General features: G+C 70.8%; 19 protein-coding genes. 13 read left to right on the top strand and 6 right to left on the bottom strand.

Going from position 1 to position 18,884, the window contains the following annotated elements; translation table 11 throughout:
• Positions 1-94: 94 nt before the first annotated feature.
• Positions 95-1,258, top strand: a complete 1,164-nt coding sequence (locus MUY22_RS19175) for an AAA family ATPase (RefSeq protein WP_247061397.1) — start codon at positions 95-97, stop codon at positions 1,256-1,258.
• Positions 1,259-1,716: 458 nt separating this feature from the next.
• Here the strand turns inward: MUY22_RS19175 and MUY22_RS19170 are convergent, their stop codons facing one another.
• Positions 1,717-2,721: a LacI family DNA-binding transcriptional regulator gene (locus MUY22_RS19170; RefSeq protein WP_247061396.1), complete on the bottom strand. Its 1,005-nt coding sequence runs from the start codon at positions 2,719-2,721 to the stop codon at positions 1,717-1,719.
• 155 nt (positions 2,722-2,876) lie between these two features.
• On the opposite strand from MUY22_RS19170, the gene MUY22_RS19165 reads away from it, so the two are divergent.
• The 7 genes from MUY22_RS19165 to MUY22_RS19135 all read left to right on the top strand — a co-directional run bounded on the left by MUY22_RS19165 (position 2,877) and on the right by MUY22_RS19135 (position 11,005).
• Entirely contained in the window at positions 2,877-3,953 is a 1,077-nt protein-coding gene (locus tag MUY22_RS19165; RefSeq protein WP_247061395.1) for an ABC transporter substrate-binding protein, read from the top strand.
• Positions 3,953-5,509 (top strand): sugar ABC transporter ATP-binding protein, encoded by a 1,557-nt coding sequence (locus MUY22_RS19160; protein WP_247061393.1) that lies wholly within the window; start codon positions 3,953-3,955, stop codon positions 5,507-5,509. Before MUY22_RS19165 ends, MUY22_RS19160 begins: the two co-directional genes overlap by 1 nt.
• Entirely contained in the window at positions 5,502-6,464 is a 963-nt protein-coding gene (locus tag MUY22_RS19155) for an ABC transporter permease (protein WP_247061391.1), read from the top strand. The genes MUY22_RS19160 and MUY22_RS19155 overlap by 8 nt, the downstream gene beginning before the upstream one ends.
• On the top strand, positions 6,461-7,435 hold the full coding sequence (locus tag MUY22_RS19150) for an ABC transporter permease (RefSeq protein WP_247061390.1): 975 nt from the start codon (positions 6,461-6,463) through the stop codon (positions 7,433-7,435). Before MUY22_RS19155 ends, MUY22_RS19150 begins: the two co-directional genes overlap by 4 nt.
• A gap of 31 nt (positions 7,436-7,466) precedes the next feature.
• Complete coding sequence (locus MUY22_RS19145; RefSeq protein ID WP_247061389.1) at positions 7,467-9,965, top strand: LamG-like jellyroll fold domain-containing protein; 2,499 nt, start codon at positions 7,467-7,469, stop codon at positions 9,963-9,965.
• A 76-nt stretch (positions 9,966-10,041) separates the two neighbouring features.
• A complete protein-coding gene (locus tag MUY22_RS19140) occupies positions 10,042-10,344 on the top strand; it encodes a carboxymuconolactone decarboxylase family protein (protein WP_247061388.1) in 303 nt (100 codons plus the stop codon).
• 10 nt (positions 10,345-10,354) lie between these two features.
• Entirely contained in the window at positions 10,355-11,005 is a 651-nt protein-coding gene (locus MUY22_RS19135; protein ID WP_247061387.1) for an epimerase, read from the top strand.
• A 4-nt stretch (positions 11,006-11,009) separates the two neighbouring features.
• On the opposite strand, the gene MUY22_RS19130 is transcribed toward MUY22_RS19135, so the two are convergent.
• Positions 11,010-11,681 carry a TetR/AcrR family transcriptional regulator gene (locus MUY22_RS19130; protein ID WP_247061386.1) on the bottom strand — a complete coding sequence of 224 codons (672 nt, stop codon included), beginning with the start codon at positions 11,679-11,681 and terminating at the stop codon, positions 11,010-11,012.
• A gap of 60 nt (positions 11,682-11,741) precedes the next feature.
• On the opposite strand from MUY22_RS19130, the gene MUY22_RS19125 reads away from it, so the two are divergent.
• A complete protein-coding gene (locus MUY22_RS19125) occupies positions 11,742-12,305 on the top strand; it encodes a TetR family transcriptional regulator (RefSeq protein WP_247061385.1) in 564 nt (187 codons plus the stop codon).
• On the opposite strand, the gene MUY22_RS19120 is transcribed toward MUY22_RS19125, so the two are convergent.
• Positions 12,298-12,714, bottom strand: coding sequence for a PGPGW domain-containing protein (locus MUY22_RS19120; protein WP_247061384.1), 417 nt, complete (start codon positions 12,712-12,714; stop codon positions 12,298-12,300). The two genes, MUY22_RS19125 and MUY22_RS19120, sit on opposite strands and share 8 nt — an antisense overlap.
• Positions 12,681-14,141, bottom strand: a complete 1,461-nt coding sequence (locus MUY22_RS19115; protein ID WP_247061382.1) for a serine hydrolase — start codon at positions 14,139-14,141, stop codon at positions 12,681-12,683. Before MUY22_RS19115 ends, MUY22_RS19120 begins: the two co-directional genes overlap by 34 nt.
• Positions 14,142-14,283: 142 nt before the next feature.
• On the opposite strand from MUY22_RS19115, the gene MUY22_RS19110 reads away from it, so the two are divergent.
• The 3 genes from MUY22_RS19110 to MUY22_RS19100 are packed head-to-tail and all read left to right on the top strand — an operon-like array spanning position 14,284 to position 15,684.
• Entirely contained in the window at positions 14,284-14,619 is a 336-nt protein-coding gene (locus MUY22_RS19110; protein WP_247061380.1) for a helix-turn-helix transcriptional regulator, read from the top strand.
• The gene (locus MUY22_RS19105; RefSeq protein WP_247061378.1) at positions 14,616-15,083 is read left to right on the top strand and encodes an SRPBCC family protein; all 468 of its coding nucleotides are present in this window, start codon (positions 14,616-14,618) and stop codon (positions 15,081-15,083) included. Before MUY22_RS19110 ends, MUY22_RS19105 begins: the two co-directional genes overlap by 4 nt.
• 1 nt (position 15,084) lies before the next feature.
• Entirely contained in the window at positions 15,085-15,684 is a 600-nt protein-coding gene (locus MUY22_RS19100; protein WP_247061376.1) for a dihydrofolate reductase family protein, read from the top strand.
• Here the strand turns inward: MUY22_RS19100 and MUY22_RS19095 are convergent.
• Both MUY22_RS19095 and MUY22_RS19090 read right to left on the bottom strand, forming a co-directional pair.
• Positions 15,672-16,262 (bottom strand): FMN reductase, encoded by a 591-nt coding sequence (locus MUY22_RS19095; RefSeq protein ID WP_247061374.1) that lies wholly within the window; start codon positions 16,260-16,262, stop codon positions 15,672-15,674. The two genes, MUY22_RS19100 and MUY22_RS19095, sit on opposite strands and share 13 nt — an antisense overlap.
• The gene (locus tag MUY22_RS19090; protein WP_247061372.1) at positions 16,259-17,356 is read right to left on the bottom strand and encodes an LLM class flavin-dependent oxidoreductase; all 1,098 of its coding nucleotides are present in this window, start codon (positions 17,354-17,356) and stop codon (positions 16,259-16,261) included. The genes MUY22_RS19095 and MUY22_RS19090 overlap by 4 nt, the downstream gene beginning before the upstream one ends.
• 114 nt (positions 17,357-17,470) lie before the next feature.
• Between MUY22_RS19090 and MUY22_RS19085 the strand changes: the two genes are divergently transcribed.
• Entirely contained in the window at positions 17,471-18,799 is a 1,329-nt protein-coding gene (locus MUY22_RS19085; protein WP_247061370.1) for a hypothetical protein, read from the top strand.
• Positions 18,800-18,884: the final 85 nt, after the last annotated feature.

Raw genomic sequence — 18,884 nt, 5'->3', positions numbered from 1 at the left:
ATTCTGGCTGTTGGAGTTCACGAATGTCAACGGCCGCGTCGGACAGAGATCAGACGAATCTCGGACTGTCGGGGGTGGCGGTTAGGTTCGGGGCATGTTGACCACGCTCGCCGTCGAGAACTACCGCTCGCTGCGCGACCTGGTGCTGCCGCTGTCCGGGCTGACCGTCGTCACCGGGCCGAACGGCAGCGGCAAGTCGAGCCTGTACCGGGCGCTGCGGCTGCTGGCGGACGCGTCCCGCAACGGCGCCGTGGCGGCGCTGGCCCGCGAGGGCGGGCTGCCGTCGACGTTGTGGGCCGGCCCGGAGACGATCGGGCGGTCGGTGCGCGAAGGGCGCACGCCGGTCCAGGGCACGAAACGCACGAAGCCGGTCGGGCTGCGGCTCGGGTTCGCGGGTGACGACTTCGGCTACGCGCTGGACCTGGGCATGCCGGTGGCCGGGGAGACGATGTTCAACCTGGACCCGGAGTTCAAGCGGGAAGTGGTGTGGTCCGGCCCGGTCCTGCGCCCGGCCACCTTGCTCGCGGACCGCGGCGGCCCGATGGTCCGCACGCGGGTGGCGTCGGGCGGCTGGGGTGCCGATCGGTTCAAGATCCGCATGACGGACAGCATGCTGAGCGAGTTCGCCGACCCGCGCGCGTGCCCGGAGCTGCTGGTGGTGCGCGAGCGGATCCGGTCGTGGCGCTTCTACGACCACTTCCGCACGGACGCGCTGGCGCCCGCGCGCCAGTCCCACATCGGCACGCGCACCCCGGTGCTGGCCCACGACGGCGCCGACCTGGCGGCGGCGTTGCGCACGATCATCGAGATCGGCCGCACTTCCGAACTGGCCGAGGTGGTGGACCAGGCGTTCCCGGGATCGCGCTTGGAGGTGGCGGCCCCGGACGGCCGGTTCACGGTCCGCTTCCACCAGCACGGCCTGCTGCGTCCGCTGGAAGCCGCGGAGCTGTCGGACGGAACGCTCCGGTTCCTGCTGTGGGTGGCAGCGCTGCTCACGCCGCGCCCGCCGGAACTGCTGGTCCTGAACGAGCCGGAGACGAGCCTCCACCCGGACCTGCTGCCGGCCTTGGCCACCCTGATCGCGACGGCCGCCAAGGAGATGCAGGTGGTGGTGGTCTCGCACGCCCAGCCGTTGATCCGTGCACTGTCGGCGATCGCGGAGGTGGGCGAGGTGGAGCTGGAGAAGGACTACGGCGAGACGAAACTGGTGGGCCAGGGACGGCTGGACCGTCCGTCTTGGCACTGGCCCACCCGCTGAGGGCTGTCCCCAGGCGGTCGGCTCGCGTACCCGAAAAGTCGGCTCACGTATCGGGAGAATCGGCTCATGATCCTGAAGGGTCGGTTCCTGAGCTGACTGCCCAGGTACGCGAAACCGACCGTCGAGGTACGCGAGACGACCGGCTGGGCACGCTCGACTGCGTTCTACGGCTCCGATCTCGCCGCGGCCGCCAGCCTGCTGACCGGCACTTGGGCAGTCGGCTCATGTACCTAGAGGGTCAGTTCGCGTACCCGAAGAGTCGGCTCGCGTATCGGGAGAGTCGGCTCGTGTACCGGGAGGGTCGGCTCGTGTACCGGGAGGGTCGGTTCGTGTACCGGGAGGGTCGGTTCGTGTACCGGGAGGGTCGGTTCGTGAGCCGACTGCCCAGGTGCGCGAGCCGGCCGTCGGGGTACGTGAGATGACTGCCTAGATACGTGAGTTCGCTGTCCAGGTACGGGTCAGCGGCCCTTGGTGCTTTCGCGGATCTCCAGTGCGAACGGGGTCTGGACGTCCTGTGGTGGTGCCGACTTCTCCCCCGTGATGCGGCGGTGCACCAGGTCGATCGCCGCTTCCGCCAGTGCGGTCTTGTCCGGGGCGATCGTCGTCAGCGCCGGCAGGGAGAATGCGCTCTCTTCGTTGTTGTCGAAGCCCACGATCGCGACGTCCTCGGGTACCCGGAGCCCCAGCTCCGCCACCGCCCGCAGTGCGCCGATCGCCAGGAGGTCGTTGAAACAAAAGACCGCATCAGGCCGCGACGGCAACGCCAGCAGCGACTTCATCGCCGCCGCTCCGTAACCTCGGTGCCACTTCTCGGCCGGCGCCACCAGGGAGTCCGAATAGGACAGTCCCGCGTCGGTCAGCGCGGAGCGGTAGCCCGCCAGGCGTTGGGACGACGTCCCGCGCGCCGGGTTGCGGCCGATCGCCGCGATGCGCGTGCGGCCCAGGGAGGCCAGGTGGGACACGGCCATGTGCGCGGCCAGGACGTTGTCTATCGCGACGTGATCGATGGGGACGTCGACCGCGTGCTCGCCCAGCATCACCAGGGGGATGCCGCCCGGTTCCTCGGGGAAATCCGCGGCCTCCAGCGCCTCCGGGTGGACCAGCGCGCCGTCGACCAGGTGGGGGCCCAGCGACGACAGCGTCTTGCGTTCGCGCTCGCGCGTGCCCTGGGTCTGTTCGATCAAGACACTCCAGCCCCGTTTCTGGGCCGCCGTGATGACCAGGCCGGCGAGTTCGCCGAAGTACGGGATGGACAGCTCCGGCACCATCAGCGCCAGGAACCCGGTGCGGCCGCGACGCAGGTTGCGCGCCCCCACGTTCGGCCGGTAACCGGTCGCCGCCAGGGCTTCCTCGACGCGCCGGCGGTTGTCCGGCTTGACGAAGGCATAGCCGTTCACCACGTTCGACACCGTCTTCACCGACACTCCGGCGAGCGTGGCGACGTCCTTGAGCGTCACGGTCACGGGCGATCCCTTCACATCGGCGTGAGCCAGAGCATAGCGACAATTTGCCGGTTTACAACGTTGTTCCAACGATGTAAAAAGTACCTCAAGGCTCCCGCGGTGACTCCGATCACCCCGGTGAGCGGGCCACCACCGTCGCTGCCCGAGGAGTCGCTGTGCCGCTGTCCACCCGTCCCCGCCTGGTCCTGGTCACCGCGGCCGCCGCCGCGCTCACCCTCACCTCCTGCACCGCTCGGGAGGAGACCCCGGCCGCACCGTCGAACGGCGGCGGGCCGGCCGCGTCCGCCTCCTCCGCCGCGCCCTCCGCCGACGGCTGCACGCTGGCGAAGACCGGCTACCCCAAGATCGACCCGAAGACCGCGGTGATCGGCTTCTCGCAGTCCGAAAAGGAGGCCAACCCCTTCCGGATCGCCGAGACGCAGTCCATTCGCGACCAGGCTGCGAAGCTCGGCATCCCCACCGACAAGCTGCTCGTCACCAACGCCCAGAGCGACCTCAACCGGCAGATCAGCGACATCAAGTCGCTGCTCGACCGGGGTGCGCAGCTGCTGATCGTCGCGCCGCTGAACTCCGACGGCCTCCAGCCGGCGCTCGACGCCGCGAAGGCCAAGAAGGTCCCGGTCGTCACCGTCGACCGCAAGGTGACGTCGGCGCCGTGCACCGACTACCTGACCTTCATCGGCTCCAACTTCGTCGAGCAGGGCAAGCGCGCGGCCGACGCGATGGTGAAGGCGACCGGCGGTAACGGGAAGGTTGCGATCCTGCTCGGCGCGTCGGGCAACAACGTGACGACCGACCGCACCTCGGGCTTCAAGGACGAGCTGGCCAAGACGCCCGGCCTGTCCGTGGTCGCCGAGCAGACCGGCGAGTTCGACCGGTCCAAGGGCCAGGCCGTGATGGAGCAGCTCATCCAGAGCCACCCGGACCTCACCGCCGTCTACGCCGAGAACGACGAGATGGGCATCGGCGCCGTCAACGCGCTCAAGACCGCGGGCAAGGCGCCGGGCAAGGACGTCAAGGTCGTCTCGGTCGACGGCACGCGCAACGCCGTGCAGCTGATCGCCGACGGCAGCTACAACGCCGTCATCGAGTCCAACCCGCGCTTCGGCCAGCTCGCCTTCGACACGCTCCAGAAGTTCGCCGACGGCCAGCCGATCGCGCCGAGCATCGTGATCACCGACGACCAGTACGACGAGACCAACGCGGCGCAGAAGGTCGGGAACGCGTACTGATGACCGCAGCCACCGAAGAGGACGTCGCGATGACGACCGCACCGGTGCTCGAGGTGGCCGGGGTGACCAAAAGGTTCCCCGGCACCCTCGCGCTCGACGACGTCAGCTTCCGGCTCGCCCCCGGCGAGGTGCACGCCCTCGTCGGGGAGAACGGCGCCGGCAAGTCGACGCTGATCAAGGTGCTCACCGGCGTCTACCAGCCCGACGAGGGCGAGGTCCGCCACCTCGGCGAGCCGGTGACGTTCAAGCGGCCGATCGAGGCACAGCGGGCCGGGATCTCCACGATCTACCAAGAGGTCAACCTCGTCCCGCTGATGAGCATCGCCAGCAACGTCTTCCTCGGCCGCGAACCGCGCACCAAAGCGGGGCTCGTCGACTGGTCCAAGATGTACGCCGACGCCCGCGAGCTGCTCAAGGGCTACGGCATCGACGACGACGTCAAGCGCCCGCTGCACACCCTGGGCGTCGGCGCGCAGCAGATGGTCGCCCTCGCCCGCGCGGTGTCGACCGAGGCGAAGGTCGTCATCATGGACGAACCGACGTCGTCGCTCGAACCGCGTGAGGTCGAGACGCTCTTCCAGGTGCTGAACCGGTTGCACGCCGAAGGCATCGCGATCGTCTACGTCAGCCACCGGATGGACGAGCTGTACCGGGTCTGCGACAGCGTCACCGTGCTGCGCGACGGCCGCGTCGTCCACAGTGGACCGCTGGCCAAGCTCCCGCGCATCGAGCTCGTGTCCCTGATGCTCGGGCGCGAGATCCGCCAGATCCGCGAAGAAGGCGTCACGGCGTTCGGCGAGGAACACGACGTCGAGCGTGAGCCGCTGCTCAAGGCCGAGCACCTGTCCGGCATGCGCCGGCTGCACGACGTCTCGGTCAGCATCCGGCCCGGCGAGGTCGTCGGCCTGGCCGGGCTGCTCGGCTCCGGCCGCAGCGAGACCGCGCGGGCCATCGTCGGCGCGTTCCCGCTCGACGGCGGATCCGTGCTGCTGGCCGGGAAACCGCTCAAGAAGGGCAAGGTCGCGGCGGCGATGCGCGCGGGCATCGCGCTGCTGGCCGAAGACCGCAAGACCGACGGGATCATCCCGAACCTGTCGGTCCGCGAGAACATCGTGCTCGCCGCGCTCCCGACGCTCTCACCGTTCGGCCTGGTCAGCAAGGCCAAGCAGGACAAGGTCGTGAAGATCTTCATGGAGCGCCTGCGGATCAAGGCTTCGAGCCCGGAGCAGAAGGTGTCCGAGCTGTCCGGTGGCAACCAGCAGAAGGTGCTGCTCGCCCGCTGGCTCGCCACCGGCCCGAAGATCCTGCTGCTCGACGAGCCGACACGCGGCATCGACGTCGGCGCGAAGGCCGAGGTCCAGGCGCTGATCGACGAACTCGCGAAGGAAGGCCTCGGCGTGCTGCTCATCTCGTCCGAGCTGGAGGAGCTGATCGACGGCTCGGACCGCGTCGTCGTCCTCCGCGACGGCTCGGTCGTCGGCGAGCTGACCGGCGACGGCATCACCGAGGAGAACGTCCTGGCCGCGATCGCAGCGGAAGGTGACAACGATGTCTAGCGCCACCCTGACCAGGGCACCGGACCGGGCCAAGGTCACCGCCTGGCTGCAGAACTACGGCGTCTACCTGGCCGTCGTCGTGCTGCTGCTGTTCAACGTCTTCTTCACCGAGAACTTCCTGTCCGCGGCCAACTTCCGGACGCAGCTGGTGCAGGCCGCGCCCGTCTGCATCGTCGCGCTCGGCATGGCGCTGGTGATCGGCACCGAGGGCATCGACCTGTCGGTCGGCTCGGTGATGTCGATCGCCGCCGCGCTCATCCCGCTCTACCTCGGCGCCGGGCCGCTGACGGCGGTCGTCGTCGCGGTGATCGCGGGCATCCTGTCCGGCCTGTTCAGCGGCTACCTGGTGGCCTACCTGGGGATCCAGCCGATCATCGCGACACTGGCGCTGCTCGTCGGCGGCCGCGGGCTCGCGCTCGTGATCGCACACGGCCAGCTCGTCCAGCTGCGCAACGAGGACTTCCTGGCGCTGGGCACGGGTGACGTCCTCGGCGTGCCGGTCATGGTCATCGTCGCGGGCGTGCTCGCGGTGCTGGCCGGGCTGCTGGTGCAGCGCACGACGTTCGGCCGCCAGCTGGTCGCCGTCGGCGGCAACCGGACGGCCAGCTCCCTGGCCGGGCTCCCGGTGAAGCGCGTGCTCGTCGGCGTCTACGTCATCTCCGGGGCGCTGGCCGCGGTGGCCGGCGTGCTCGCGACGTCGCGGCTGGGCGCCAGCGACCCCAACGACCTCGGGCTGCTGATGGAGCTGTCCGCGATCACCGCGGTCGTCGTCGGCGGCACGCCGCTGACCGGCGGCCGGGTCCGCGTGCTCGGCACCGTGTTCGGCGCGCTGCTCATGCAGCTGGTGCACGCCACCCTGATCAAGCACAACCTGCCGGACTCGACGGCGCAGATGGTCCAGGCGGCCATCATCGTCGTCGCCGTCTACGTCGCCCGTGAGCGGAGCCGCAAATGACCGCCACCCAGACGACAGCGCGCAACGCGGCGTTCGCCGGGGTCCTGCAGCGCCAGGGCGCGGCCGTCGTGCTCGTGCTCGGCCTCGCCGCCGCGTGGTTCGCGTTCCCGCGCTTCGGGTCCGCGGACAACCTGCGCGACCTCGCGCTGCAGGGCTCGTTCCTCGCGGTGATCGCGCTCGGCATGACGTTCGTGATCATCTCCGGCGGCATCGACCTGTCGGTCGGCTCGAACTACGCGCTCGGCGGCGTGCTCGCCGCGTACGGCGCGCAGTACGGCCTGCTCGTGGCGCTCCTGCTGCCGCTGGTGGTGTGCTCGGCGATCGGCTTCCTCAACGGCGTGCTCATCGCCCGCACCGGGATGGCGCCGTTCATCGTGACGCTGGCGACGCTGCTGTTCGCCCGCGGCCTGCTGCTCGCCATCACCTCCGAAGGCGCGACGACGTTCAAGATCGAGCCCGGCTCGGCGATCCTCTGGCTCGGGCAGGGCACGATCTTCGGCGTCGGCGTCCCGGTGTACCTGACGCTCGTCCTCTTCGCGCTCGGTGGCGTGCTGTTGCGGCGCACCGGGTTCGGCCAGTCGGTGTTCGCCATCGGCGGGGCCGAGCAGTCGGCACTGCTGATGGGCCTGCCGGTCGTCCGCACGAAGATCGCGCTCTACACGCTGAGCGGCGCCCTCGCCGGCTTCGCGGGCATCCTCACCGCCGCGTACCTGCAGTCCGGCGTCACGGTGATCGGCGTCGGCACCGAGCTGGACGCGATCTCGGTCGTCGTCATCGGCGGCACGCTGCTCACCGGCGGCGCCGGGACGATCGTCGGCACGCTCGTCGGCGTGCTGCTGCGGGTGCTGATCCAGAACGTCATCAACCAGGTCGGCACGCTCGACTCCAACTACCAGACGGTGGTGAGCGGGGCCTTCCTGCTCATCGTCGTGGTGATCCAGCGTCTGTTGGCGCGTTCCCGAACCCGCTGAGCCCCGTTCCCCCGATCAGGAGGTCTCAACGATGTTTCGTCCTGCCCTCAGAACCCGCCGATGGCTCACCGCCGCCGCCGCGTTCGCCGTCGCGGTGGCCGGTCTCGGCACCGTGCCGGCGGCGAGTGCCGCTGCGGCTGAACCCCAGTGGCAGCGCCTGACGCCCCCGCTGTCCACGCCGTGGACGAAGGACGTCTCGCCCGCCAACGCCCTGCCCGACTACCCGCGGCCGCAGCTGACCCGCGACAAGTGGCAGAACCTCAACGGCGTCTGGGAGTTCGCCAAGGCGACCCCGGGTGAGGCCGCGCCGATCGGGAAGACGCTCGGCGAGCGGATCCTCGTGCCGTACCCGGTCGAGTCCGCGCTGTCCGGGATCATGCGCCACGAGACGAACATGTGGTACCGCCGCACGTTCGAGGTGCCCAAGAACTGGCAGGTCGGCAAGGGACAGCGGCTGCAGCTGCACTTCCAGGCCGTCGACTACGACGCCACGGTGATCGTCAACGGCAAGACCGTCACCCGTCACACCGGCGGGTACGACGCGTTCTCCGTCGACGTCACCGACGCGCTGACCACGGCCAAGACCCAGGAGATCGTCGTCGGCGTCGCCGACCCGAACGACCAGGGCGGGCAGCCGATCGGCAAGCAGCGCCAGCCCGGCGACGGCATCTTCTACACGCCGTCCTCCGGCATCTGGCAGACCGTCTGGATGGAACCGGTCGCCTCGGCGCACATCGACCGCCTCGACACCACCCCGGACGCCGCGTCCGGGACGGTCACGATCAACGCCGTGGTCGGCGGGCCGGTCAAGCAGCGCGTCGAAGCGATCGCCTACGACCACGGCCGCCAGGTCGGGCGCGTCACCGGTGACGCGAACAAGCCGTTGAAGCTCAAGGTGGACCGGCCGCACCTGTGGACGCCGGACGACCCGTTCCTCTACGACCTGCGCGTGCGACTGTCCACAGGGGACGAGGTCGGCTCGTACTTCGGCATCCGGTCGGTCAGCGTCGGCAAAACCGCCGACGGCAAGCAGCGGATGCTGCTCAACGGCAAGTTCGTCATGCAGGTCGGCCCGCTGGACCAGGGTTTCTGGCCGGACGGCATCTACACCGCGCCGACCGACGCGGCCCTGAAGTTCGACCTGCAGCAGGAGAAGGCGCTCGGCTTCAACATGGTGCGCAAGCACATCAAGGTCGAGCCGGACCGCTGGTACTACTACGCCGACAAGCTCGGGTTGCTGGTGTGGCAGGACATGCCGGCGATGAAGGACGACGTCGAGCCGAGCGCGGCGTCGCGCGTCAACTACGAGTCCGAGATGCGGCGGATGATCGACCAGCACCGCAGTTTCCCGTCGATCGTCACGTGGGTGCCGTTCAACGAGGGCTGGGGCGACTACGAGGTCGGCCGGATCGCCGACGAGGTCAAGTCGTGGGATCCCTCGCGGCTGGTCAACGCCGAGTCGGGCGTCAACTGCTGCCGGTCCGAACCGGACAGTGGTGCCGGTGACATCTACGACGACCACACCTACACCGGGCCGGGAACGCCGGTGCAGACCGGCACGCGTGCCGCGGTCGACGGTGAGTACGGCGGGCTCGGCCTGAAGGTCGCCGGGCACGAGTTCGACCCGGCGGGCAGCTTCGCCTATGAGATGGAGCCCGACAGGGCGACGCTGACCCGGCGCTACGGCGAGCTCCAGCAGCGCCTGCTGCTGGTCGCCCAGCGGTGCGGCGTCTCGGCCGGCGTCTACACGCAGACCACCGACGTCGAGAAGGAGGTCAACGGCTTCTTCACCTACGACAGGCAGGTGAAGAAGATGGACTTCGCGGCGGTCCGCGCGGCCAACCAGGCGGTCATCAAGGGCGCTACCGGCAAGCCGGTGTCCGGGCCTTCGGTGCCGGCGGGCACGCCGGGGATCGACGGCATCGCCGCCTACCCGTTCGACGAGAACACCGGCACCGTGGCCGCGGACGCCGTCGGCGACCACGACGCCACGCTGGTCGGCGGCGCGTCCTGGACCGCGGGCAAGAGCGGTTCGGCGCTGGCCACCAACGGTTCAGGCCAGTACGCCGACACGGGCGCGGCGCTCGTCAACACCGAAGGCAGCTACAGCGCGGCGGCGTGGGTGAAGTTCAACGCCGTGGGTGACGGCTTCCAGACGGTGGTCAGCCAGGACGGCGACAGCACCAGCGCGTTCTTCCTGCAGTACTCGGGCGCGGACCACCGGCTGGCGATGAGCTTCGTCGGCACGCGGGCTTTGGCACCCACCGCCCCGGAGGCGAACCGCTGGTACCACGTGGTCGGCGTCCGCGACGCGGTTTCGGGCACGCTGAAGCTGTACGTGGACGGCCAGCTGGCGGCCACGAAGAGCGTCTGCCTCGGCGACGCTTCGACGGGCCACACGGTGATCGGCCGCGGCAAGTACGGCGGCGGCCCGGTCGACTACCTCGACGGTGCGGTGGACCAGGTGCACGTCTACGACCGAGCGCTGTCCGACGCGGACGTGAGTGCCTTGTACGCCAGCGGCAAGTAACGGCGAGCTGACCCGCTCACTGTCGTGAAGGGCACCCTCATGGACGTAAGAGCCATGAGGGTGCCCTTCACGACGTTTGACGTCGGTCCCGTCAAGACCGCTGGGGGAAGGGTTCGGGGAGGTCTGCTCGCGGCCGGGGCTGGCGCTGCGGGATCGGCAGCTCGTGACGCTCGGCATGCTGACCGCGCTCGGCGGGTGTGAGCCGCAGCTGGACGTGCACGTCAACGCGGCGCTCAACGTCGGGCTGACGCCGGCCGAGATCGTCGAGGCGCTGCTGCACTCCGCCGTCTACTGTGGATTCCCGAAGGCGCTGAACGCGACCTTCGTGGCCAAGAAGGTCTTCGGCGAGCGCGGGCTGCTGCCGGTGGCCGGGGAGTAGGGGCGGGCTCGTGCGGGTGATCCTGTTCGGCGCGACCGGCATGGTCGGGCAAGGCGTGCTGCGCGAATGCCTGCTGGACGAGCGGGTCGAGGCGGTGCTGACCGTGGGCCGGGCCCCGGTCGGCACCACCCACCCGAAGCTCACCGAGAAGGTCGAGAAGGACCTCTTCGCCCTCGAGCCGAGCACCGGCTACGACACGTGCTTCTTCTGCCTCGGCCTGTCCTCGGTCGGGGTGGCGGCCGAGGAGTACGAGCGGATCACCTACCAGCTCACCCTTTCGGTCGCCCGGACGCTGCCGGCGGACACCACGTTCGTGTACGTCTCGGGCGCGAGCACCGACAGCACCGAACGCGGCCGGGTGCGCTGGGCCCGCGTCAAGGGCGCGACCGAGAACGCGCTGGCCAAACTGCCGCTGCGGACGTTCTTCTTCCGCCCCGGCTACATCCAGCCGCGGCACGGGATCACGTCGAAGACCCCGCTGTACCGGACGATCTACCGCGTGGTGGCGCCGCTGTACCCGGTGCTGAGCCGGCTGGCGCCGCGGGTGGTGACGACGACCGAGGACATCGGCCGCGCGATGCTGGAGGTCGCGGCCCACGGCTACGAGCGGCAGATCCTCGAGAACCCCGACATCAATGCAGCCGCCGGACGCGCGAGCTGAGCCGTCACCGGCCCCGCGCGACCAGCCCCGCGAGCAGGTTCGCCAGGCCCTCGGCCAGCGCCGTCGTGAAGAACTCCCCCGCCGGCGGGCCGCCCAGCTCGGCGGTCACCGCCGCGACGGCGTCGGTCGGGTTGGCGTAGGGCCACAGCCCCGACACCACCACGACCACCGCCCCCGCGAAGTGCGCCGCGCCCTCGGCCGTCAGCTCGGGGACCCGCTTCCGGACCAGCTCGCCGAGCCGTTCGGTGTTCGCGGCCGCGCGGCGCTTGAAGCCGCGGGCGAACTCGAGCGAGATGTTGCGTTCCAGGACCGACCCCATCGAGCTGATCAGGTCGCACAGCAGCGGACGCCCGGCCAGCGACGTCGCGAGCGTCCCGGCGAGACGTTCTTCGCGGGCGAAGCCGGGTTCGTCCGGGCCGGGGTCGGCGAGGGTCTCCTCCAGCGAGGAGAGCCAGTCCGTCCAGGTGACGTCCAGGACCTCGAGGAAGATCGCCTCACGGCTGTCGAAGTAGCGCAGGACGTTGGACTTCGCGAGCCCGACCCGGCAGCTGAGCTCCCGCAGGCTGATCTCGGCGACCGGCCGCTCGGCGAGCAGCTCGCGCGCGGCGGCGAGGATCGCGGTGCGGCGCGCCTCGATCTGCTCGGGCCGCCGGGCGCGCTGGAATCCGCCGCTCATGGGGCCGAGGTTACCGTCCGGGCGGGCCGCGCTGAACGTTCGTTCAACTAGAATCGGGTCATGGCCACCCGGGACCCCGCCGCGAAGCGCCGTCAGCTGCTCGAAGCCGCGCTGGCGGAGTTCGCCGCGCACGGCATCGCCGGTGCCCGGATGGACCGGATCGCGACGCGCGCGAAGTGCAGCGCGGGCCTCGTCTACACCTACTTCGGCAGCAAGGACGACCTGTTCGACGCGGTCTTCGACACGATCGTCGAGCGCACCCTCGCCGAGACGCCGATCACCGCCGACGACCTGCCCGGGTACGCCGGCCGGCTGTTCGACAACTACGTGGCCTACCCCGAGGTGACGCGGATCTCCGCCTGGTACCGCCTCGAGCGCGCCGGCACGGGCCGCACGATCCAGGCGATCGCGGACTCGGCCAAGGGCAAGGTCGAGGCCATCCGCGCGGCCCAGGAGGCCGGCACGGTCTCGGACCGCTTCGAGCCGGAGCAGCTGCTGATGATGGTGCTGACGCTGGCGGCGATGTGGTCGGCCCAGACGGTCGAGATGATCGCCACGGCCCCCGACGACGAGGCCTACCGCCGCGCGACGGTCACCGAAGCGGTCCGCAAGCTGATCAGCTGACCGCCTTCTCCTCCCGGCGGGACTTCACCCGGCGATAGCTCCAGATCAGCAGCGCGAACAGGATCACCGACGACAGGATCAGGCTCGATCCGGTGCTCCAGCCGCTGAACGGCAGGGACTTCACCGTGCCCCAGACGATGCCCGCCGCCAGCAGCGCGAGCCCGGCCAGCACCGAACCGGCGATCCGCAGAGGTGACGAGACGCTCTCCTCGGCCGCCTTCATCGCGCGGTCGCGGACCGGGTCGACGTACCGCTCCAGCTTCGGGAACTCCGACGCGAGCAGCAGCAGCCCGGCGAGGACCAGCAGCAGGCCGGGCCCCGGCAGGACCAGCAGCAGCACGCCGACCACCAGCAGGATCCCGCCCGCCACCGTGATCATGATGCGCTTGGCCTGTTTACCGATCCCCACTCGGCCACTCCCCTCGTTCCGTCCGATTCTTCCCGGTTGTGCCGTCGCGTGCCACTCGCGAGTACCCGGATCCGCGCGGCGGACACCACCAATGCGCAGATCGTGGCCGCCGCGAGCCAGCTCACGACGCCCGGCCAGACGTAGAGGAGCTGCCCGAACGTGCCCCGCCGCCCGGCGAACACGACGCTCATCAGCTGCGGCAGCAGCGCCAGGACCAGCGGCGGCAGCAGGCTCGGCAGCAGCCGCAGCCCGGCCCGCCACCACGACGTCCGCCGCGCCGCCCACCGCCGCGCGTGGCGCACGCCGAGCACGGCGAGCACCACCGACAGCAGGATCAGCCCGGCGAGCACCCGGTCCGCGACGACGCCGGCGGGCAGCACGAGCTCCGGCGTCCCGCCCTGCACCAGCGTCGCGAGGCCCTGCGCCAGCGAATCGGCGTCGTTGTCCAGGGCCAGGCCGGTGGTGGCGAGCACCGTGACGCCGTAGCCGCCGGGCAGCAGGATCTGGGCGGCGGTGTGGCCGAACCACTCGCCGTTGTGGGACAGCTGCCCCGGCCGGTAGGCGCCCCAGCCGAACGCGTAGCCGTGCCCGGGCGCCGGGGTGTGCGCGAGCGCGGCCGACGCCGGCGAGAGCACGCCGCCGCCGTCCCGCTGCGCGATCAGCCACCGCGTCAGGTCGGTGGCGGTGCTCAGCACGCCGTGGCTGCCGCCGGTGAACCAGTCCGGCTCGCCGACCGGGACGGCGAAGCCGAACGCCCGCACGTACCCCGGCGAGAGACCGGCCGGTGGACTGTCCACAGTGGAACTGGAGGTCATGCCGAGCGGCGCGAACAGCCGCGTCCGCAGGTACTCTGCGAACGGCTGACCGGCCACGACCTCGACGATCCGGGCGGCCACCTCGTAGTTCGGGTTGTGGTAGTGGAACTTCGCGCCCGGCTCGTCGGCCAGGCCGGCGTCCCGCAGCCGGGAGACGGCTTCGGCGAGGGTGTGCGGCTGCGGCAGCGTCAGGTCGGGGAACGCCGAGTCGGCCATCCCGGACGTCTGGTCGAGCAGCATCCGCACGGTGATCCGGGCGCCGCGCGGGTCGGCGAGCCGGAACTCCGGCAGGTAGCGCGTGACCGGCTGATCGAGCCCGACGCGGCCTGCGTCGACGAGCCGGAGCACGGCGAACGCCGTCATCGACTTGCTCAGCGACGCGATCGGCAGCCGGGTCGACGCGGTGATCGGCGCGCCCGCCGCGTCGTGGCCGTAGCCGGCGACGCGCACGACGTCGGCGCCGTGCGTGACGGCGACCGCGGCGCCGGGCAGGCCGGTGTGGTCGAGGTAGGCGCGGACGTAATCGTCGATGCCTTCCCGGGCGGGAGCGGCCGAAGCCGGGGTCGCCAGCAGGAAGAAGAACGCGCCGAGCAGCGCGAAAAGCCTGGTCATAGCGCAAAAGTAGGCAGCGGCCCCACCCGCCGTCGGCTGCCGGACGACGCGAGCCACCCCCTACTTTCGGCACCTCCTTGACGGCAGCCCCGCGCGTTCTTATAGTCAACACATCGGTTGATAAACAGATTGGTTGATAAAGATGGCGGTTGACGACGAGAGGCTGGATCGGGCGTTCACCGCACTCGGCGACCCCGTGCGCCGCGCGCTGATCGCCCGGCTCTCCCGCGGCGAGGCGACGGTCAACGAGCTGGCCGAGCCCTTCGCGATCACCAAGCAGGCGATCTCCCGGCACCTGCAGGTGCTGGAGCACGCCGGGCTGATCAGCCGCGGCCGCGACGGCCAGCGGCGGCCGTGCCGGCTCGTCCCGGCCGCCCTCGAAGAGCTGACCGGCTGGATCGACACCTACCGGCTGGCCACCGAACGCAGTTACCGGCGGCTCGACGCCGTCCTGGAAACCCTGGAGGAAAACGGATGAGCACCACGATCACCGCCCAGCCCGGCACCCCGTTCATCGACGTCACCCGCGAGGTCGCGGCGGCACCGGAGAAGGTGCTGCGGGCCTACACCGACCCGGACCTGATCGTGCGCTGGCTGGGCCCGCACGGCATGGAGATGGAACTGCTGGAGCTGGACGCGCGGTCCGGCGGCGGTTACCACTACGTCCACCGCGACGACCGCGGCGAGTACCGCTTCCGCGGCGTCTACCACACGGTGAGCGCCGGTAAGATCATCCAGACCTTCGAGTTCGCGGGCGCGCCCGGCGACGTCTGCCTCGAGACGATCACCTTCACCGGCCTCGGCGACGGCCGGACGCGGATCGACGGCCACTCGGTGTTCCCGTCGGTCGAAGCCCGCGACGCGGCCGTGGAAAGCGGCATGGAGGCCGGCATCACCGACTCGTACGAGCGCCTGGACACGCTGCTCGAGAAGGACGCCTGAGATGACCGTCGCGGCGAGCTTCTGCATGTCGCTGGACGGGTTCGTCGCGCGGCCCGACAACTCCGTCGGGCCGCTGTTCGACTGGTACTCCGCCGGCGACGTCGAGGTGCCGATGGTCGGCTACCCGATGACGTTCCGCGTCGCCGAGCCGAGCGCGGGCTACCTCCGCCGGCAGCTGGCGCAGGCCGAGCACAGCGCGTTCGTGTGCGGCCGCACGGTCTTCGACCACACCCACGGCTGGGGCGGCCGCCCGCCCGGCGGCGGCACGGCGTTCGTCGTCACGCACCGCCCACCGCCCGCGGACTGGCCCGCGGAGAACCTCGCGCCGTTCACGTTCTGCCCGGACGTCGAGACGGCGATCGAGCGGGCGAAAGCCGCGGGTGACGGCAACGTCGGCGTCTCCGGCCCGGCCATCGCCCAGCAGTGCCTCGCCCTCGGCCTGCTGGACGAGCTGGCGATCGACCTCGTGCCGGTGTTCCTCGGCGAGGGCGTGCGCTACTTCGAAAACCTCGCCATGCCCGGGGCCGAGCTGGACCGGGTCGAGGTCGTCGAGGGCGAAGGCGTCACCCACCTGCGCTACCGCGTGCGCTACCGGTCCTGAGTGGACGCCAGCAGCTGGTCGAAGGGCACGAAGGACGGCGTCTCGGGCACGACCGGGCGGCCCGCGGCGAGGGTCGCCAGCTCGGCGCCCGCCCGCTCGATCCGCCGTTGCAGCGCGCCTTCACCACTGCCCCAGTCCGACGACGCCGCGTAGACGCCCGTCGCGACCGGGTCCGCCTTCAGGTACCCGAACAGCGGCCGCAGCTGGTAGTCGAGCACCAGCGAGTGCCGCTCGGTGCCGCCGGTCGCGCCGAGCAGGACCGGCTTGCCCACCAGCGACTCCGCGTCCAGGACGTCGAAGAACGACTTGAACAGGCCGCTGTAGCCGGCGGTGAACACCGGCGTGACGGCGATCAGCGCGTCCGCCCCGGTGACCGTCCCGATCGCCTGGCGCAGGTCCGGGCTCGGGAAGCCGGTGAGCAGGTTCTTCGTGACGTCCAGCGCGATGTCGCGCAGCTCCACGACACTCACCTCGACCTGCGACCCGGCCGCGGCGACGGTCGCCGCGGCCAGCCGGTCGGCCAGCAACCGCGTCGACGACGGCACGGACAGGCCCGCCGTCACCACCGCGAGCTTCACGCCTGGCTCCCGACGAGCGCCGCGTCCTTCGAGGCCTTCAGGGATTCGTGCGTCGGCGCGTCCGGCACGTGCGCCGGGCGCATCGCGTCGAGTTCCTTGCGCAGCACCGGGACCACGTGCTCGCCGAGCAGGTCGAGCTGCTCGAGGACGACCTTCAGCGGCAGGCCGGCGTGGTCCATCAGGAACAGCTGGCGCTGGTAGTCGCCGAAGTGCTCGCGGAAGGTCAGCGTCTTGTCGATGACCTCTTGGGGGCTGCCGACGGTCAGCGGCGTCTGGTCGGTGAACTCCTCCAGCGTCGGGCCGTGCCCGTAGACCGGGGCGTTGTCGAAGTACGGCCGGAACTCGGTCCACGCGTCCTGCGACTTCGGCCGGATGAACGCCTGGCCGCCGAGGCCGACGATGGCCTGGTCCGCGCTCCCGTGGCCGTAGTGCTCGAAGCGCTGGCGGTAGAAGGCGATGAGCTGCTGGAAGTGTTCCTTCGGCCAGAAGATGTGGTTCGCGAAGAAGCCGTCACCGTAGTAGGCGGCCTGCTCGGCGATCTCCGGGCTGCGGATGGAGCCGTGCCAGACGAACGGCGGGACGTCGTCGAGCGGGCGCGGCGTGGCGGTGAAGCCCTGCAGCGGCGTGCGGAACTTGCCCTCCCAGTCGACGACGTCCTCGCGCCAGAGCCGGCGCAGCAGCGCGTACTTCTCGATGGCGAGCGGGATGCCCTGGCGGATGTCCTCGCCGAACCACGGGTAGACCGGGCCGGTGTTGCCGCGGCCCATCATCAGGTCGACGCGGCCGTCGGCGAGGTGCTGCAGCATCGCGAAGTCCTCGGCGATCTTCACCGGGTCGTTCGTGGTGATCAGCGTCGTCGACGTCGAAAGGACCAGCTTCGACGTCTGCGCGGCGATGTGGCCGAGCATCGTCGTGGGCGAAGAGGGCACGAAGGGCGGGTTGTGGTGCTCACCCGTCGCGAAGACGTCGAGACCGACTTCTTCGGCCTTGAGCGCGATGCGGACCATCGCCTTGATCCGCTCGTGCTCGGTCGGCGTGGTGCCGGTCGTGGGGTCCGTCGTGACGTCGCCCACCGTGAAGATTCCGAACTGCATGACCTGCTCCCTTTCCGAAGGCGCGTGCCCATCTTACATGCGCGTTCAACTACTTCCAAGCAAGAGATATTCCGCCCCGTCGGCGTCCGAGGGGCACCAGCTAAGGTCAGAGGCATGGACGCGGAGTTCGCTCGGCTGGGTTTGGCAGAACGTTCGGTACGACTTCTCACCGGCCGCGACATCTGGGCCTCGATCACCCCACTGCTCAGCCCGCGCCGGAACCTGGTGGCCGCCTTCGGTCACGTCGGTCCCGGCGCGGCCGCCCTGCTGCCGTTGCAGCCGGGCGACACGCTGATCACGGACGCGGGCCTGGATTCGGTGCTCGCCGGCACGACGAGCCCGCACGCCCTGCTGCACTGGGTGAAGGCCGGCGTGGCCGTGCACTCGCTGCGCGGGCTGAACGCGAAGCTGGTGATCGCCGAGGACGACCCGGCGTTCGTGGTGGTCGGCTCGGCCGACGTCACCGCCGCCGGCCCGCGTCAGCTGTTCGAGGCCGTCACGCTCTCGACGGAGAAGCACACCGTCGAGGAGGCTCAGGAGGCCTGGCTCGAATGGGCCGACCTGGCCGGGCCCTCGCTGACCGCCGGCGACCTGGAGCCGCTCCTGGAGCAGTACGGCGCCGGGAAGCTGGTCACTCCGCCGCGTCCGGCGACGCCGGCCCGCACGCCCGCGGCCCGGCCGGTCGTCACGACCCGGCAGGTGACGCCGGTCCGTCCGGCCGCCGCCACTCCCCCGCCGTCCCCGGTCCGCCCGGCCCCGCCGGTCACGCCGGTCCGCCCGGCACCGCCCGCGCCGTCGCCGGTGCGCCCCGCGGTGGCCGACACGCCGGCCCCGGCCGAGCCGGCGGACACCACGCCCGCCGAAGCCCCGGCGGTCACCACCGGAAGCCCGGAACCGGTTGCGGCTCCGGCCGAAACCGAACCGGCCGAAGCCACCGACGTCCCCCGGCCGGCCTGGCCGCGCCCGGCCGAGCTGTACCTGCTGAGCCTCGTCGAAGGCGGCGAGCCGTCGGCCGAGGCCGAGTACCGCCTGGAGGAGCTGGCCCGTGAGTACAACCACCCCGGCGACGACGGCGAGGCACCGTTCCGCGTCGAACTGTCCTGGGCCGACGACGGCCAGGGCCAGGACCCGCCGCGCACACTGCGCGCCGGCGTGCACGTGATCCGCGTCTACAGCCAGAAGCAGGGCCGGGCGCTGGTCGGGTCGCGGATCGAGGCCCCCGGCCTCGTGCTGCACGCCTACATCGACGAGTACGCCTACCCGCGCCGCACCTACTGCTACATCCTGACGCGCGAGACGGTGTCGCGGCCGGCGTTCGGGGACCTGCGGAAGGGGCTCGCCACGATCGGCGAGAAGCCGAACTTCCGGAACAGCTTCCAGGTCCCGCGGAAGATCGAAGCGGTGCTCAGCCTGTGGCCCGACCTCGGTTTCGACCCCCGCTAGGGGGCGGTTCACGCCACACCGGGGGACGGACGCGCGGAAGTTGTCGGGGCAGGCGGATATCCTGCAGTACGGTGCAGGCCGAGTC

This window comes from Amycolatopsis sp. WQ 127309 (genome assembly GCF_023023025.1).
Lineage (GTDB): Bacteria > Actinomycetota > Actinomycetes > Mycobacteriales > Pseudonocardiaceae > Amycolatopsis.
The sequence above is the reverse complement of the archived record's forward strand: the minus strand, read 5'-3'. Positions and strand labels throughout refer to the sequence as shown.

Bases quoted from the DNA above. Each gene is read 5' to 3' on its own strand.
- MUY22_RS19175 (WP_247061397.1), top strand. From the start codon at position 95: ATGTTGACCACGCTCGCCGTCGAGAACTACCGCTCGCTGCGCGACCTG.
- MUY22_RS19160 (WP_247061393.1), top strand. From the start codon at position 3,953: ATGACCGCAGCCACCGAAGAGGACGTCGCGATGACGACCGCACCGGTG.
- MUY22_RS19155 (WP_247061391.1), top strand. From the start codon at position 5,502: ATGTCTAGCGCCACCCTGACCAGGGCACCGGACCGGGCCAAGGTCACC.
- MUY22_RS19150 (WP_247061390.1), top strand. From the start codon at position 6,461: ATGACCGCCACCCAGACGACAGCGCGCAACGCGGCGTTCGCCGGGGTC.
- MUY22_RS19145 (WP_247061389.1), top strand. From the start codon at position 7,467: ATGTTTCGTCCTGCCCTCAGAACCCGCCGATGGCTCACCGCCGCCGCC.
- MUY22_RS19130 (WP_247061386.1), bottom strand. From the start codon at position 11,681: ATGAGCGGCGGATTCCAGCGCGCCCGGCGGCCCGAGCAGATCGAGGCG.
- MUY22_RS19125 (WP_247061385.1), top strand. From the start codon at position 11,742: ATGGCCACCCGGGACCCCGCCGCGAAGCGCCGTCAGCTGCTCGAAGCC.
- MUY22_RS19115 (WP_247061382.1), bottom strand. From the start codon at position 14,141: ATGACCAGGCTTTTCGCGCTGCTCGGCGCGTTCTTCTTCCTGCTGGCG.
- MUY22_RS19110 (WP_247061380.1), top strand. From the start codon at position 14,284: ATGGCGGTTGACGACGAGAGGCTGGATCGGGCGTTCACCGCACTCGGC.
- MUY22_RS19105 (WP_247061378.1), top strand. From the start codon at position 14,616: ATGAGCACCACGATCACCGCCCAGCCCGGCACCCCGTTCATCGACGTC.
- MUY22_RS19100 (WP_247061376.1), top strand. From the start codon at position 15,085: ATGACCGTCGCGGCGAGCTTCTGCATGTCGCTGGACGGGTTCGTCGCG.
- MUY22_RS19090 (WP_247061372.1), bottom strand. From the start codon at position 17,356: ATGCAGTTCGGAATCTTCACGGTGGGCGACGTCACGACGGACCCCACG.
- MUY22_RS19085 (WP_247061370.1), top strand. From the start codon at position 17,471: ATGGACGCGGAGTTCGCTCGGCTGGGTTTGGCAGAACGTTCGGTACGA.